This is a genomic window from endosymbiont of Galathealinum brachiosum (assembly GCA_003349885.1).
In the GTDB taxonomy this organism is placed as follows: domain Bacteria; phylum Pseudomonadota; class Gammaproteobacteria; order SZUA-229; family SZUA-229; genus SZUA-229.
The window spans coordinates 623,507-638,858 of the sequence record QFXC01000011.1; the positions used below are offsets into that span (position 1 = coordinate 623,507).

The 15,352-nt window shown below is 39.1% G+C and carries 17 protein-coding genes; 13 read left to right on the forward strand and 4 right to left on the reverse strand.

What is annotated here, in order from left to right:
* Positions 1 to 23: 23 nt before the first annotated feature.
* Both DIZ80_11280 and DIZ80_11285 read right to left on the reverse strand, forming a co-directional pair.
* On the reverse strand, positions 24 to 773 hold the full coding sequence (locus DIZ80_11280) for a tRNA 2-thiocytidine(32) synthetase TtcA (protein ID RDH82846.1): 750 nt from the start codon (positions 771 to 773) through the stop codon (positions 24 to 26).
* Positions 773 to 1,579, reverse strand: a complete 807-nt coding sequence (locus DIZ80_11285) for an ABC transporter (protein RDH82847.1) — start codon at positions 1,577 to 1,579, stop codon at positions 773 to 775. The genes DIZ80_11280 and DIZ80_11285 overlap by 1 nt, the downstream gene beginning before the upstream one ends.
* A gap of 228 nt (positions 1,580 to 1,807) precedes the next feature.
* Here DIZ80_11285 and DIZ80_11290 point away from each other — a divergent pair, with 228 nt between their 5' ends.
* The gene (locus tag DIZ80_11290; GenBank protein ID RDH82848.1) at positions 1,808 to 2,518 is read left to right on the forward strand and encodes a hypothetical protein; all 711 of its coding nucleotides are present in this window, start codon (positions 1,808 to 1,810) and stop codon (positions 2,516 to 2,518) included.
* An 81-nt stretch (positions 2,519 to 2,599) separates the two neighbouring features.
* Positions 2,600 to 4,255, forward strand: a complete 1,656-nt coding sequence (locus DIZ80_11295) for a hypothetical protein (protein ID RDH82849.1) — start codon at positions 2,600 to 2,602, stop codon at positions 4,253 to 4,255.
* A gap of 92 nt (positions 4,256 to 4,347) precedes the next feature.
* Here the strand turns inward: DIZ80_11295 and DIZ80_11300 are convergent, their stop codons facing one another.
* Positions 4,348 to 6,354 (reverse strand): hypothetical protein, encoded by a 2,007-nt coding sequence (locus tag DIZ80_11300; GenBank protein RDH82850.1) that lies wholly within the window; start codon positions 6,352 to 6,354, stop codon positions 4,348 to 4,350.
* 264 nt (positions 6,355 to 6,618) lie between these two features.
* Here DIZ80_11300 and DIZ80_11305 point away from each other — a divergent pair, with 264 nt between their 5' ends.
* On the forward strand, positions 6,619 to 7,323 hold the full coding sequence (locus DIZ80_11305; GenBank protein RDH82851.1) for a molecular chaperone DnaJ: 705 nt from the start codon (positions 6,619 to 6,621) through the stop codon (positions 7,321 to 7,323).
* A gap of 117 nt (positions 7,324 to 7,440) precedes the next feature.
* Here DIZ80_11305 and DIZ80_11310 read toward each other — a convergent pair whose 3' ends face one another.
* Complete coding sequence (locus tag DIZ80_11310; protein ID RDH82852.1) at positions 7,441 to 8,556, reverse strand: cytochrome-c peroxidase; 1,116 nt, start codon at positions 8,554 to 8,556, stop codon at positions 7,441 to 7,443.
* Between the two features lie 580 nt (positions 8,557 to 9,136).
* Between DIZ80_11310 and pip the strand changes: the two genes are divergently transcribed.
* From pip to DIZ80_11360, 10 genes are all read left to right on the forward strand, one after another.
* Complete coding sequence (pip, locus tag DIZ80_11315; protein RDH82853.1) at positions 9,137 to 10,087, forward strand: prolyl aminopeptidase; 951 nt, start codon at positions 9,137 to 9,139, stop codon at positions 10,085 to 10,087.
* The gene (locus tag DIZ80_11320) at positions 10,084 to 10,521 is read left to right on the forward strand and encodes a D-tyrosyl-tRNA(Tyr) deacylase (GenBank protein ID RDH82854.1); all 438 of its coding nucleotides are present in this window, start codon (positions 10,084 to 10,086) and stop codon (positions 10,519 to 10,521) included. Before pip ends, DIZ80_11320 begins: the two co-directional genes overlap by 4 nt.
* 406 nt (positions 10,522 to 10,927) lie before the next feature.
* The gene (locus DIZ80_11325) at positions 10,928 to 11,194 is read left to right on the forward strand and encodes a hypothetical protein (GenBank protein RDH82855.1); all 267 of its coding nucleotides are present in this window, start codon (positions 10,928 to 10,930) and stop codon (positions 11,192 to 11,194) included.
* A 147-nt stretch (positions 11,195 to 11,341) separates the two neighbouring features.
* Positions 11,342 to 11,935, forward strand: coding sequence for an imidazoleglycerol-phosphate dehydratase HisB (locus DIZ80_11330; GenBank protein RDH82856.1), 594 nt, complete (start codon positions 11,342 to 11,344; stop codon positions 11,933 to 11,935).
* A 29-nt stretch (positions 11,936 to 11,964) separates the two neighbouring features.
* Complete coding sequence (locus DIZ80_11335) at positions 11,965 to 12,576, forward strand: imidazole glycerol phosphate synthase subunit HisH (protein ID RDH83160.1); 612 nt, start codon at positions 11,965 to 11,967, stop codon at positions 12,574 to 12,576.
* A gap of 29 nt (positions 12,577 to 12,605) precedes the next feature.
* Positions 12,606 to 13,340, forward strand: coding sequence for a 1-(5-phosphoribosyl)-5-((5-phosphoribosylamino)methylideneamino)imidazole-4-carboxamide isomerase (locus DIZ80_11340; GenBank protein ID RDH82857.1), 735 nt, complete (start codon positions 12,606 to 12,608; stop codon positions 13,338 to 13,340).
* Positions 13,341 to 13,463: 123 nt separating this feature from the next.
* Positions 13,464 to 14,237, forward strand: coding sequence for an imidazole glycerol phosphate synthase subunit HisF (locus DIZ80_11345; protein ID RDH82858.1), 774 nt, complete (start codon positions 13,464 to 13,466; stop codon positions 14,235 to 14,237).
* Between the two features lie 91 nt (positions 14,238 to 14,328).
* Complete coding sequence (locus DIZ80_11350; protein RDH82859.1) at positions 14,329 to 14,712, forward strand: phosphoribosyl-AMP cyclohydrolase; 384 nt, start codon at positions 14,329 to 14,331, stop codon at positions 14,710 to 14,712.
* A 30-nt stretch (positions 14,713 to 14,742) separates the two neighbouring features.
* Positions 14,743 to 15,063: a phosphoribosyl-ATP diphosphatase gene (locus DIZ80_11355; GenBank protein ID RDH82860.1), complete on the forward strand. Its 321-nt coding sequence runs from the start codon at positions 14,743 to 14,745 to the stop codon at positions 15,061 to 15,063.
* A 37-nt stretch (positions 15,064 to 15,100) separates the two neighbouring features.
* On the forward strand, positions 15,101 to 15,334 hold the full coding sequence (locus DIZ80_11360) for a twin-arginine translocase subunit TatA (GenBank protein ID RDH82861.1): 234 nt from the start codon (positions 15,101 to 15,103) through the stop codon (positions 15,332 to 15,334).
* Positions 15,335 to 15,352 lie beyond the last annotated feature (18 nt).

Below are 15,352 nucleotides of genomic sequence, written 5' to 3' on the forward strand. Positions count from 1 at the left end.
ATATATAAAATTTTCCTAATCTATTATTTATCAGGAATGTCAGGGCAGCCTTCACTCATTAGTGGTTTCATTGTTGTTAATAAGCTCTTAAATAAAGTCGTATTTGATTGCTCTTCAGCGGCTAATAATTCTTTAAAATGCTGTCGCTGTGTCGGCATAGAAAAACAGGCCGGACATGAATCAGGAATGACGGGTAGTTCTGCGCTAATAGAAAACTCACGTGTTTGTCGCTCACGGGCATAAACGAGTGGGCGGATTACTCTCAGGTCACCTTCATCAATAACATAGTTCGCCTTCATGGTTCTAAGTTGGCCTCCATGAAAAGCAGACATCATAAAACTTTCAGCCAGATCATCCAGATGCTGAGCTAGTGCAATGACATTAAAATTATTTACACGAGCAGTGTTGTACATAATGCCGCGTTTTATGCGTGAGCAAAAAGCACAATAAGACGGTTTTCCCATATGCTCTTTAGCCATATCCATAATCGCTTCGCGGCGATAATGATATTCAACACCCAAATCTTTTAAATAAGGAATCATCGGTGATGGATCAAAGTCACCTGCCATGGGGTCTACTGTCATAGCAGCGAATTCAAATTTTATCGGTGCATGGCGTTGAAAATGGTTGAGAATATGTAATAACGCAAGTGAGTCTTTGCCGCCGGATAAACCCAATAACACCCTGTCTCCTTCATGGATCATATTAAAGTCCATAAGTGCACGACCTGTCTGTCGAAGTAAGGTTTTAGGTGGTTTAATAAATTCAGTCATTACCTGGTCGATCCGGGTTTATCTGACGGTGTTTCTGGCTCATCAAAGTCAAATAGTTCATCTTCATTAAATTCAATTTCCTCTTCAGGAGGGTTGCCATCATAAACCAGATTCTGGCGTCGTTGTAAGAAGGCTTCTCTGATAAAGGTATAACGATCAAGCGCTGCTTCATTTAAAATATTTTCAGCTTTAAGTAAGGATGCACGGGTATCAACTGCTTTAACAACGGTTACGCCCCATGAAAGGCCGCGCTCACGATGTTCCATCGGAAAACCATTTTCTACTTCCTGCCAGACAGGGTCGAATTGAGCGCTATCGACTAGAAGTCCTGCTCCATCACGTATTGTGCTCGGACCCCAGAAAGGAATAACTAAGTAAGGCCCTTGAGGTACACCCCAGTAACCGAGTGTCTGGCCGAAGTCTTCCTGATGTTTTGGCATATTCATATCACTTGCCCAGTCTATAAGTCCTGCAAGGCCGAGTGTGCTATTAATAATGAAACGACCTGTATCTGAAGCAAATTGAAGGGGTTTAAGTTGTAATAGATCGTTAAAGATAACAATTACATCATCCAGATTGCTGAAGAAATTGTTCACACCTTTAATTACCGGGTCTGGAGTAACAGCGTCATAACCTTTAGCAACTGGTTTTAATAGATATTCATCGAAGCCGTCATTAAATGCGTAAGCTGCACGATTGTAGCTTTCTAGTGGATCTCGAGGATCAGAAGGGCCGCTTACACTCGCGCAGCCGGTAGTTATAAGAGATGTCAGTAGTATGAGGTATTTTATGTATATAGATTTCATTGTTTATGTGATTTTGGATTTGACGATAAGTTAACAACAGCATTGAATCAGGTCAATTAAAAGCTGACTTATAGGCGTTACTTTTAAAAAATAGACAGTGGATATGGTTGTTGGTTGCAGTTAATCTATTTTAAGGAGACTTAATTTATTGAACTATAATCATATTAATAACAAATATTAGGGGATACCGTGTTTTACTATCTTGTCAGAATTATCAGGCTTTGCGCAATGTGGGCTGATTTTATTACCCTGACAGTATTGTTGTATGGATTATCATGGCTGCCTGAAAAACTTCTTGGACGTTGGTACTTTCGTCTGTTCAGGGTCTGGTGTAAATCATTTGTAAGGGCATTAGATGTAGATTTAAAGCTGCATCAGAAAAATCTGAATGATATACCGCGTAATTATATTCTTATTGCGAATCATCCATCTGCATTTGAAGATATTGGTATACCTGCATTGTTTGAGGTGCACTCTTTAGCAAAAATAGAAGTTAAAAAATGGTGGGTGGTAGGCAGAATATCATCTGCAGCAGGTAATCTTTATGTTAAGCGTGAATCCAGAGAATCAAGGAATCAGGCCGCAGAAACAATGAGAAAAGAAGTGGAAAGCGGAAGAAATATCGCGTTATATCCTGAGGGAGGCTGTAAGGGTAAGCGAATTTTCGAATCATTTCGTTATGGTGCGTTTGATGTGTCGATGAAAACAGGTGTGCCTATATTACCTGTGTTTCTGCACTATGAGGCTCAGGATGATTTTGAGTGGCGTGATCCGCATACTTTACTAGATAAGCTTTATCATTTTTTAAATACAGAAAATAGTACGGCAAATTATTATGTGTTTGATGCAATAGATCCGGCGCAGTTTAAATCTAAAGAAGAATTTACAGAATATACCTGGCAGTTATATAAAAACTGGCAGGAAAAATATATGGAATAAGCGTTGGCAATTCATAATATCCAGGAATCAAATGCATTGCTGCTCTACAGGGTAGGGCCGGTATTAGTGTGCTCACCTACAATGCCAGTAGAGGGGGTTGTAATGCCGCCTAAATTAACTGTGCCGCCGGGTGCTAGCATTGCTGAGCCCGGTGTATTCAAATCATTACACGGTTTAGTCAGGCTGGTTGATTTGCGTGTTAGATTCGGAGTAGACGAGGATGATTTCACTAAACCCGGCAGAATTGTAATTGTTGAAGTTGAGGGAGGTCATGCAGGTTTCTGGGTGGATGAAATTGAAGATGTAGTTAGTTTTCCTGAATCAGGGTGGTCGCAGGTTCCTGCTTATATTCCCCGTAATGTATTTAGTAGAGTATTGACACAAAAAGAAAATATAAGATTGTATGCCGATTTTGAACAGTTAGATAAATTTAAAACATCAGGTTATTTACGTAAGCATATAGAGAAGATTAAAAAAGCAGAGGCAGAGAAGATTGCTGATGTTAGATCTAAAGAAGCGTATAAATCTACAGTGGCGAATTCAGTCGTGCAAACAGCAGAGGTTAGCGCTGAAGTTAATCAGAAAATTAAAGATAATAAAAAGATTAAATCAGACGTATCATCAGTATCTAATAAAAACGAAGAGAATAAAATAAACTCAGTCGCTTCTGTTTTGACTGGAGCGAATAAAATTCATGAGCAGAAGCATATATTTAAAAAAGAAGATGATAGGCTAGTTAAAGCAAGACCTTTGTATAGCGAGGGTAAGGAAAATTTAAAAAACAAGAAAGAAAATTATAAAAAACCTGATATTTCAAAAGTGATTCCTGGTGGCATCAAGATGAACGCGGGAACTGATAAAATAAATATAACATCAAAATCTGAATCTAATTCTTATGAAAATAAATATAAAAAAATAGACTCGGTTCGACCTTATGAAGTTGATAATTCAGCTGATAATACGGTTTTATGGGTCGGGATAGCAGTTGTTTTCTTTGCAGGTATAATTTATTTATTAATCGATGCGTTTGATAGTGAAGAAACAGGTGGAAGTAGCAGGTATTATATAGCAAATAAAAAAAGTGAAGTGATAGAAAATATTAAAGATAGTTCAGATATAAAATATGATGAAATTGTTGGCGTAAATGATCGGAGTATTGTACGGGATTTTTCGACAGAAGATAAGGCTGTTGAAATATCAAAAAATGAACATGGTGTGCTTATTGTTATAAATGAGTATGACGAAACTGATGTTACTGGAAATGATGAAACAGATGATTTTATTGGACCTGATATTGAAGTTGAAAAAAATAAAATCGAAATATTAAGTGATGATTTTAATGATAAAAAAGTGATAGATGAGGCGAGTGATAAAGAGTCTGAAAAATCAAATGAAGATAAGTTATTATTGGATAATGATGAATTAGCTGGATCTTCTTCTGAAGAAAAGACAAATGAAGGCAGGTTAATAAAAGAAGAAAAATTTGATAGTAAGGAAAGTTTGGCTGTCGAGGAAGAACCTGCGAAGGAAGTGTCATCCAATGAAGAAACAGTATCCTTAACGAGAAAACATATACATGTAGTTGTTAAGGGTGACACCTTATGGTTTATTGCAAAAAAATATGTTAATAATCCATGGCGTTATCCAGAGCTCGCTAAACTTAGTCGTATAAAAAATCCTGATCTGATATACCCCGGGGACAGGGTGACGATAATTATTAATTATAAAAATAATTAGAGCTGTAAAATAAGCGCTGTATTTTGTGAATAAAAAAAGCAACCGTTATAAGGTTGCTTTTCAGGTTATTGAAATTGAAAATTGTTTAATAGTTACGTATTGAAATCACTTATTACACTCTGAATGCTTTGTGTTGCCATCGCCAGTTCATCTTCAGCTGATCTTACCTGTGATGTTCCCTGGGCTGATTTTTCAGCTAATGTACTAATAGAGATAATGTTGCGACTTATTTCTTCAGATGTTGCGCTTTGTTGTTCTGATGCTGCTGCCATCTGATCAAGTTGACCATTTATTGTCTGTATTTCACCTGCAATCTCACCTAGTGATTCGGCAACTTTTTCAACCTGATCACTGTTTATAGTCACTTCTTTTATTGCGTTATCCATCGCTTCTACAGCATCATTTGCACCGTTTTGTAATTGATCTATTTTAGAGCGTATTTCATTCGTTGATTCCTGTGTTTTGCTTGCAAGTGTTCTAACTTCATCTGCAACTACTGCAAAACCTCTTCCCTGTTCACCTGCTCGAGCGGCCTCAATTGCAGCATTTAATGCAAGTAGATTTGTCTGATCTGATATGTCGCGTATAACATCTAAAACAACGCTTATATTGTTTGATTCATTTTTGAGATTTTGTATAACTTTAGAGGCCTTATCAAGGTCGTTAACAAGATGCTCAATACCGCCTAACGCTTCAGTTGAAACAAGTGCGCCAGACCCGGCTAGATCATTAGCCTGTTTGGCTGAAGTTGCTGCAGTTGCAGCGCTAGTGGCAACCTCCTGAGCGGTTGCAGTCATTTCTTCTACAGCAGTGGCTACCATTTCTGTTTCACGGTGCTGTTGTAAAATGTTATCAGATGATTCTGATATGATAGAAGTCATTGATGCTGATGCATGTTCAAGCTGGCCAACTGAGTTGGTTAAATTATTGATCATGTCTTTTAGTTGATTTGAAAAATAATTTAATACAACCGCGATCTGTCCTGCTTCACCAGCCTGATTTTCATTCAGGTTTATATTGAAATTACCTTGAGACATTTGTTCGAGGCTAGATGATACCTCTGTCACGATAGTATTAATCTGTTTTGCACTAGACCAGGCAATCCCTACGCCAATTATAATAGCAATAATCATCGCAGTTATTGATATAAAAATTGCGGTGTCAATTTTTCCAAGTAAGTCTTCAGATGCATTACTGGTGCCTTCCAGTTGTGCGTTACTTATTTCAGTTAATTTACCAGAAATTTGATTAATTAAAGGTTCTATCTGGTTGCTTAGTAAGAGCTGGTCTGCCCTCCAGTCACCTGACTTAAATATTTTATAAACCTGATCCAGTAATTTAAGGTGACGTTTACTATCAGAAGCAACCGAATCAATAGCTTCTTCCTGTTCAAAAGTGTAAAGGTTTGATTTTTTCTGTAGGGCATTTAATAAGGTAACATGATTATCTCGGTAAACACGTGTTTGTTTTTCTCTGGTATCACTTGGGTTGGCAAGAAAAGCACGGTTAGATGCTACGATATTCATCCAGTTGTGACGTATGTCAGATATTGCAATGAGTAATTTTTTGCGTTGTTGAGTATTCCCTTCTTCTAGTTCAGAAATTATTGCCTGATCAAGGGATGATAATATGGATTGATTTAGTGGATTAATTTTTGTGTTTGAAAGTGCTAGTGCCGGGTAGTTATCTACAGGGTTCTCAATCAGATATTCTATTTCAATAATGTATTCATTAAAGTCACCAACAAGGGTATGTATTTCATTTATGCTGGATGTGAGTGAATTGTTTTCTGATACATTGCCAAGATGTGAAAAAGTATCGAGGTGCTTTTCCAGTGTTTCTAAACTTGAAGCCAGATCTTTTCTATCATTCGACTTATGGGTAATCATGTATGCATTAATTATGCGTGCAGTATTGTTTAGGCTGGCGGTGATTTTTAGAGCCTCGACCATTGTGGGTTGGGCCTTAGATGCAATATAGTCAGTCCCCTTGTTTACCTGTACTAGAAAGAATATTGAAGTAAAAGCAATTATGGCAGTCAGTGCCAGCATGAGCCCGAATCCAAGCCAAACTTGTAGCTTAAGCGTTAATTTTCGCATAAATATACCGTGATTTTGTGTGTTAATTGGGCATCCGGGAAACTGATAGTATTGATTAGAATAGTTATTGGCTATCAGCTCAAGTAATTCGGATGTTATGTATTTAGCGGCATCCGGTGCAGTTACTTTAGTCCTGTTGTTATAGGTTTTATTATTCCAGGTAACATTTAATAGTATAGAATGAAAATATAGCTTTGCAGGCTTAAATAATAATTCAGTAGATTATTACAATGCCTGTTTCCCGTTGAAAAGAAAGGTTAAGATTTGATACGTTTTATTCTGTTATTGCTGGTGCTGGGTTTTGCGTACTATCTGGTATATCGATACCGAAGGCTGGATGCGGTTAAGCAGAAACAGCTTATAAAATTTCTAGCGATTATATTAATAAGTGTTTTATTGGCGGTACTTGTTCTTACCGGGCGTCTTAACTGGTTAATAGCTGCTGTAGGGGCATTGCTACCGCTGATTCCCCGGGCTGCTCGTTTCTTAATGGGGGTATGGCCGTCTGTTAAGCCCTATTTTCAGCGTTACCAGCAAAATAGAAAGTCGAGTATGCATAGTCGGTTTATACATCTTCAAATTGATATGTTAAGTGGCGAGTTACAGGGCGAAGTATTAGAGGGCGGTTTCGCTGGTCAAAAGTTGAATGCTCTGTCATTAGAACGGTTGTTATTACTTCTTGATGAATTGAAGCCGCTTGATAGTGAGTCCGTTTCCCTGTTGGTTGCCTACCTGGATCGCATGCACTCGGGTTGGGCTAAAGATGAAAGAGGGAGGTATGAGCAGCCTGCATCAGATTCGGTAATGAGTGAGAGGCAGGCCAGAGATATATTGGGCGTTACAGAAACCGCCGATAAAAAAGAAATTACAAAAGCTCACAAGCGGTTGATGCAAAAGCTGCATCCCGATAGAGGAGGGTCTGATTATCTGGCGCAGCAGATAAATAAAGCACGAGACACTTTATTATAAGTCACCAGGTTATCTGGCCGGTGTTTCTATGGCTTACATCATGGGGGGTAACGTCAAAATGACGTATTCCCATGATGGTAAAATTTACTGGTTTGTATTGCTCATCATAAATATGCGTTATTCATTGTTATAACCGTCAGTAAGTGTTTTTAAGAAGGCGATAATATCGTTTTTTTCCTGTGCGCTTAATCCCAGATTTCCCAGCTCTTCAGTATTTACATTATTCGCAACCTCTGGAATAACGCCGTCATTATTTCGTTCGTTGTAAAAATCTAATACCTCTTCGAGTGTATTGAATACACCGTTATGCATATAGGGCCCAGTAATAGATATGTTACGTAGAGTAGGGACCTTAAATTTACCGTTTTCAGAAATATCGGCTAATTCACCGCCTAAACCAAAATCAATAAAGTTAGCACCGTCAGGATTGAATTCCAGATCCTGACTCAGGAAAGGGGATACTGGATTGGCAGGGGTGCCCAGGTTGTCAAAGCTAAAATCGGTGAACAGGGCGGGAATGTCATTGTTTTCGTTAGTGCTCGGATGACAGGCAGCACAGTTTCCCTTGTCCTGGCGGTTGAATAAATCCAGTCCACGTATTTCCTGAATTGTCAGGTTTGTGTCGCCCGCAATGAAAGCATCAAATTTAGAAGAAAAAGGAGATACTTCTTTAGAGCGTTCAAAGCTGGCAATAGCATCAGCAATTTTATCGAAAGCCAGATCTACATCATTAAATATTGTTTCTCCATAAATGGCTTTGAAGTCAGAGGCGTAATCTGAATTACTTACCTTTTCGACAACTGATGTAGCATCAGCATTGGCCATTTCAACCGGATTAAGGAAAGGCTGTTTAGCCTGATCTTCAAGTGTGGCAGATCGGCCATCAAGAAATTGACCACCGAAAAATATACCCTCTTCCGTATCAAGGTGAAATTCCGGGCTAAATGATGAGTAAGCTGCTGTAGGGGTGTTGCGGTTTCCAAATCGATCGGGATGAACGCCTCTTGATACGGGAATTTCCCTGTCCGGGTCTGCGAAACCAGCACTGGGCAGGTGGCAGCTTGAGCAGGCCTGTCCCGGTGGTGTTGATAAATTGGTATCAAAAAATATCTGTTTACCTAATTGTTGTTTTTCGAGAGATAAACTGTCAGAGGTGTTGCTGGTATCGCAGGCGAATAAGCTGACTGTAAGTAGTAAAGTTAAAAAAATATTTATCTGTTTTAGTTGTGTCATTGTGCAAGCCTTTTATTTTATGTAACGCGAATGATAATGATTCGCATTACTAAGTCAAGTGAGTAGGCTCCTTATTCTTCTGTAAAGTGAAATTTAAGGCCTGTTGAGTATTGAGAGGTTTAGAGATGATTTACGTTTTTTGGAGTAGATCTGTTATTGAGCGCAAACTCTGAAAGAGAGGGTGCTGGAATGTTAACCCTGTGGGAAAAAGTTAGGGTAATTAATAGCTCTTCTTTATTGTGGTTGATGAGATGCATTTATTGCAGGCAATAAAAAACCCGGCGATCCGTGCCGGGTTTTGGACTTCCGTTGCCCTTGGTGATTGATTATGGCGTTGTAGCTAGCTCCGTTTTTTCATATACTCCTGTATAACATTCTTATCTTCCGTGGATTCCTTATCCATGTATTTCCTATTGTGCTACTTCCTAACTATTCCCTGTGTCCTTGTTTTGCCATGTCCTTGTGTCCATGTAAGTATTATGGACAAACGTTCAAAATGTCGCTATCAGTTGAATCAGGTGCTTAATGTCAGAATTCTCACGTAACGAATGTAGGATAAATCCTACATGGTATAAAAATAATGAGTAATTTATATAATTCTATAAAACCATACGTAAGTCATCACTTGCAGGTAGATGATTTACATACTCTATATATAGAAGAATGTGGAAACCCGGCGGGTTTGCCTCTGGTGTTTTTACATGGCGGGCCAGGTGCCGGTTGTGCGCCATATCATCGTCGTTATTTTGATCCGGATGTGTACAGAATAATTTTATTTGATCAGCGGGGATGCGGAAAATCGACACCACATGCCAGTCTTGAACGAAATACCAGTTGGGATCTGGTTGCCGATATAGAGGTGATCAGGCGTCATCTCAATATTGATAAATGGGTGGTTTTTGGTGGCTCGTGGGGGTCAACCTTAGGTTTGTTATATGCGCAAACACATCCGGCTAGTGTGAGTGGTCTGATTCTTCGCGGTATCTTTCTTGCGAGAGATAAGGACGTGCAATGGTTCTATCAGCAGGGCACGAGTAAGCTTTTCCCCGATTACTGGGAGAAGTTTATTGAGCCGATACCAGAGTCGGAGCGTGGTGATATGGTTGCAGCCTATTCCAGACAGTTAACAGGTGATGATGAAATTCAGCAGTTACGAGCTGCCAGAGCCTGGTCTGTCTGGGAGGGGATGACAGCAACCTTACAGACAGATAAAACGGTAGTTGATAGTTTTTCAAATTCACATACGGCGCTCAGTGTGGCTCGTATTGAATGTCATTATTTTATGCATCACTGCTGGCTTGAGCCAAATCAGCTAATTAATAATATAGATGTAATTCGAAATATACCCGCATATATAGTGCAGGGTAGATATGATGTAATCTGCCCGGTTGAGCAGGCCTGGGAGTTATCGAAGGCGTGGCCAGAAGCAAAATTGTCAATAATAGGTGATGCGGGTCATGCAATAGTTGAATCTGGCATTACGAATGAGTTGTTAGATGTGATTAAAGAGATGAGTAAAAAATTAACATGATTGCGTTGATACAGAGAGTAAGTCATGCAAATGTGGTGGTCTCAAATTCGGAGATTGCTCAGATTAATAAGGGTTTATTAGTGCTGCTGGGTGTTTCAAAAGGGGATGATGCTGCAAAAGCAGATAAGCTGGTCCATAGAATGTTGGGTTATCGTGTGTTTGAAGATACTGAAGGTAAAATGAATTTAAGTGTTAAGGATGTTGGCGGGGAGATCCTGCTGGTGCCACAGTTTACGCTTGCAGCCGATACAAAGAGTGGAATGCGCCCCGGGTTTTCAACGGCAGCTCCTCCTGAAGAAGGAGTATTCTGGTTTGATTATGTGGCAGGGAAGTGTAAAAAAACACTTGGAAAAGTTCAGTTAGGTGAGTTTGGTGCAGATATGAAAGTGGGATTATTAAATGATGGCCCCGTAACATTCTGGCTCGAGACATAATGTATTTTTATTGATGCATTCTTTTAATCTATAATGTCGTGGTGAATTTATATAAAATTTAGAAGAAGTGGATATTTATGTTTTTATAATTTATATACATAAAAAAAGCTAAATATTTATAAGTTAATGTTTGTTTAGGGTTTTATTATAAATGGCATGTTATATGCGCTAATGTGATTGTGTCGGCCTATAAGCTTAATGAATTGCTTGGTCGCAACCATAAAAAATACTTATTCAGAGAATATTGAGAAATTATTAAAAATATCAATATTAAATATAAATACATGCTTGACACTCTGCGGCGCTTCAAGTTTAATTGATCTAAATCAATATTCGATTTGATGCTCATTTAGATCGAATGTGTGATTACTAATCAAATGACTAATATCGACGTGGAGTTTTTAATATGAGTGATGCACCAAATTGTAAATGTGTAATTTCTTTTTTATGGACCAATGCTTTAGTTGTGGGTGCGCTGGTATTTTTGATGTTTACTTTTATTGATCCAGCGGATATTGCAGTAGCCATGATGCTTGATATTGATGAAAGTGTATTTCGCATTCAGGCTTATGCATTTAGTTTTGGGTTTATGTGGTTGGCTTTTTCAGCATCTACTTTTCTGAATTGCTACTTTTCGCGCCTTAAATATAATATGAATAATACTGCAAAGTAGATATAACTGGATTTTCAAATAAGGCCGGCCCCCTGACAGGGGTCGGCCTTATTTTTTGCATCGACTTTTCCCTACCTTTATTACAGTGTATCCTATAGCGTTTAGATATATAGTCCTTAAGAATTTACTCTCTGGAGATTTAAGTAAATGACTGATCGCACTGCGAAAATCGCTCGCGACACGCTGGAAACTCAAATTATTGCCGAAATTAATATTGATGGCAGTGGTCAATCTGAATTTAATACGGGTGTACCTTTTCTTGATCACATGCTGGATCAGGTGGCTCGTCATGGTTTGATTGATTTAAATATTCAGGCTAAAGGCGATTTGCACATAGATGCTCACCACACAGTGGAAGATATTGGCATTACTCTGGGGCAGGCGTTTGATAAGGCGGTTGGAGATAAAAAAGGTATTCGTCGGTATGGTCATGCATATGTACCATTAGATGAGGCTTTGTCTCGTGTGGTTATTGATTTTTCTGGTCGCCCGGGCCTTGAAATGCCGGTGGAGTTTCCGCGCGCCAGTATTGGTGGTTTCGACGTTGATCTGTTTTTTGAGTTTTTTCAGGGTTTTGTTAATCACGCAAAAGTAACATTACATATCGATTCAGTTCGAGGTCGTAATGCACACCATGTTGCAGAAACAATTTTTAAAGCGTTTGGGCGAGCATTGAGAATGGCGTTAGAAGAAGATCCACGTATGCAAGGGGTGATGCCTTCTACTAAAGGTAGTTTGTAGTGACGCAAATTGTTGTTGTAGATTATGGTATGGGTAACCTGCGTTCAGTGGCAAAAGCAGTTGAGCACGTTGCCCCGGATAAAAGCGTTATTATTTCATCGGATAAGAATGAAATTGCTAATGCAGAGCATGTTGTATTTCCCGGTCAGGGTGCGGCACGTGATTGCATGCGTGAACTTGATGATCGTAATTTAACTCAGGTTGTTTTAACTGCCGCAAAAGAAAAACCTTTTCTGGGAATTTGTATGGGAATGCAGGTTCTGTTAAATCACAGTGAAGAAAATGATGGTATTGATTGCCTGGGTTTGTATGAAGGCAATGTGCGTTTCTTTGGTAAGGATTTGAAAAGTGATAAGGGCGAAAAACTAAAAATTCCACATATGGGCTGGAATGGTGTTGATCAGACAGTTGAACATCCTTTGTGGCATAACATAAAAAACCATAGCCGTTTTTATTTTGTGCATAGTTATTATATGGATCCTCAGGATAAAAATCTGGTTGCCGCAACAAGTGATTACGGTATCGAGTTTGTAACTGCAATTGCAAAAGATAATGTTTTTGCAGTTCAGTTTCATCCTGAAAAAAGTGCGCAGGATGGCCTGCAGTTATTAAAAAATTTCACTCAGTGGAATGGTAAGTAAAAACTAAAATATAAAAGGTAAATTAAGACATGTTATTAATACCCGCCATAGATTTAAAAGACGGACATTGTGTTCGTTTACGTCAGGGCATAATGGAAGATAATACGGTTTTTTCTGAAGACCCGGTCGCCATGGCTGGAAAATGGGTAGAAGCGGGTTGTCGCAGATTGCATCTGGTTGATTTAAATGGAGCCTTTGAAGGCAAACCTGTCAATGCGGAAGTGGTGCATGAAATAGTTGAAACCTATCCTGATGTGCCAGTGCAGATTGGTGGTGGAGTTCGTGATGAAAAAATCATAGAAACTTATCTTGATGCGGGTGTTAGTTATGTCATTATCGGTACAAAAGCAGTAACAGACCCTCATTTTATTAGTGAAATTTGTGCAGGTTTTCCGGGGCATATTATTGTTGGTCTTGATGCAAAAGATGGCAAGGTTGCGACAGAAGGCTGGTCAAAAGTTTCACGTCACGATGTTATCGATATGGCTCAGAGATTTGAAGAAGATGGTGTTGAGTCAATTATATATACAGATATTTCACGTGATGGAATGATGCAGGGTGTTAATGTTGAGGCGACAGTTAAGTTAGCGCAGGCAGTTCATATTCCGGTCATTGCATCTGGTGGTATTACTAATATGGATGATGTAATTGCATTATCAAAAGTTGAAGACGAAGGGATTATGGGCGCAATTACTGGCCGTGCAATTTATGAAGGGACATTAGATTTTGCTGCTGCACAGAAATGGGTAGATGAGCAGGAATAAAGTTAGTTGTAAATCTTAAGTTGTCAGTCTTAATTTGACAGAGTTATCGTTATTTTCGAATAGCGACAATAAAATATAAAGCTTGTAGGTATTCCTTCAGGTTAATACGTTAAGGTATAGAAAGTGTCACTTGCTAAAAGAATAATTCCCTGTCTGGATGTTAATAATGGTCGCGTTGTTAAAGGCGTGAAATTTGTTGATATCCGTGATGCGGGTGATCCTGTTGAAGTCGCACGTCGTTATGACCGTGAAGGTGCAGATGAAATTACGTTTCTTGATATCACGGCCAGTTCAGATGACCGTGACACAATTGTGCATGTGGTAGAAAAAGTTGCAGAAGAAGTTTTTATTCCATTGACTGTCGGTGGTGGAATACGGGAAGTTAAAGACGTTCGACGCATGTTAAATGCGGGCGCTGATAAAGTCGGCATCAATACTGCCGCTGTGTTTAACCCGGAATTTGTTAAAGAAGCCAGTGACCGAGTTGGTTCACAATGTATCGTTGTGGCCATTGATGCTAAAAAGGTAAGTAAAGAAGGCGAAGAAAATCGTTGGGAAATATTTACTCATGGTGGGCGAAAGCCGACTGGAATTGATGCAATCGAGTGGGCGGTTAAAATGGCAGACTTTGGTGCTGGTGAAATTTTGTTAACCAGTATGGATCGTGATGGAACAAAAATCGGCTTTGATCTGGAGCTTACAGCGGCAACAAGTGAGGCAGTCAGTGTGCCTGTTATTGCATCTGGTGGTGTTGGTAATTTAGATCACCTTGCTGATGGGGTTATTAAAGGCAAGGCTGATGCGGTGCTTGCGGCCAGTATTTTCCATTTTGCAGAGTACTCTGTAGAAGAAGCCAAATTACATATGCAATCGAAAGGCATAGAGGTTCGTCTGTAGCATATTCGTTTGCAGGGGTGCCTGTAATCGAAGGGCAAAGCACAGATTAATGTCAAAAGCATGTACATGCCACATATGTTAAAATACCCTGATGAACGATAACTGGTTAGATCAAATTAAGTGGACCGATGATGGTCTTGTGCCGGCTATAGCCCAGGATGCTGAAAGTGGGCGTGTGCTGATGTTTGCCTGGATGAATAGGGAATCACTTGGGTTAACGGTTGAAAAAGGCGAAGCGGTGTATTACTCCCGTTCACGTCAAAAGCTCTGGCATAAAGGTGAAGAATCGGGTCATACGCAAAAAGTAAAATCTCTACGTTTAGATTGCGACGGTGATGTTATTACCATGAAAATTGAGCAAACCGGCGGAATAGCTTGTCATACAGGTAGAGAGAGCTGTTTTTATCGAGAATTTCAAGATGGTGAATGGGTTGCCATTGATAAAGTAATAAAAGACCCCAAAGATATCTACTAGTGGTATCTATTAGAGATAGTTATTAAATCTATGAGTGATGTATTAAGAAAACTGGCTGAAGTACTTGAAGAGCGTAAGCAGGCTGACCCTGATTCGTCTTACGTAGCTAAACTGTACAGTAAAGGGCTTGATTCAATTTTGAAAAAAATTGGTGAGGAAGCGACCGAAACTGTGATGGCTGCTAAGGATGGTGATGCAGATCAAATTATTTACGAGACGGCTGATCTATGGTTTCACTCTATGGTTTTACTGGCGCATCAGGGTATAAGTCCTGATGATGTTTTAAATGAATTAGATAGACGGTTTGGTTTGTCAGGTCTTGAAGAAAAAGCTTCGCGAACTGAAAAATAAATCAGATTACAACAATTTTGCATGAGAGGAATTAGAGATGGGTTTTAGTATTTGGCAGTTAGCCATAGTTTTAGGTATTGTAATTTTATTGTTCGGTACAAAAAAACTACGTAACATTGGTGGTGACATGGGTTCTGCAATCAATAGTTTTAAAAAAGCTATGAAAGACGGTGCCAATGATGCTGATAGTGCTTCTGATGATAAGCTGGAAAGTAAAGACGGCAAAGTGATCGATGCTGAAGTAACCAGTAAAGAAAAAGATCAGGCATAAAATTTAATAACTGTAGAT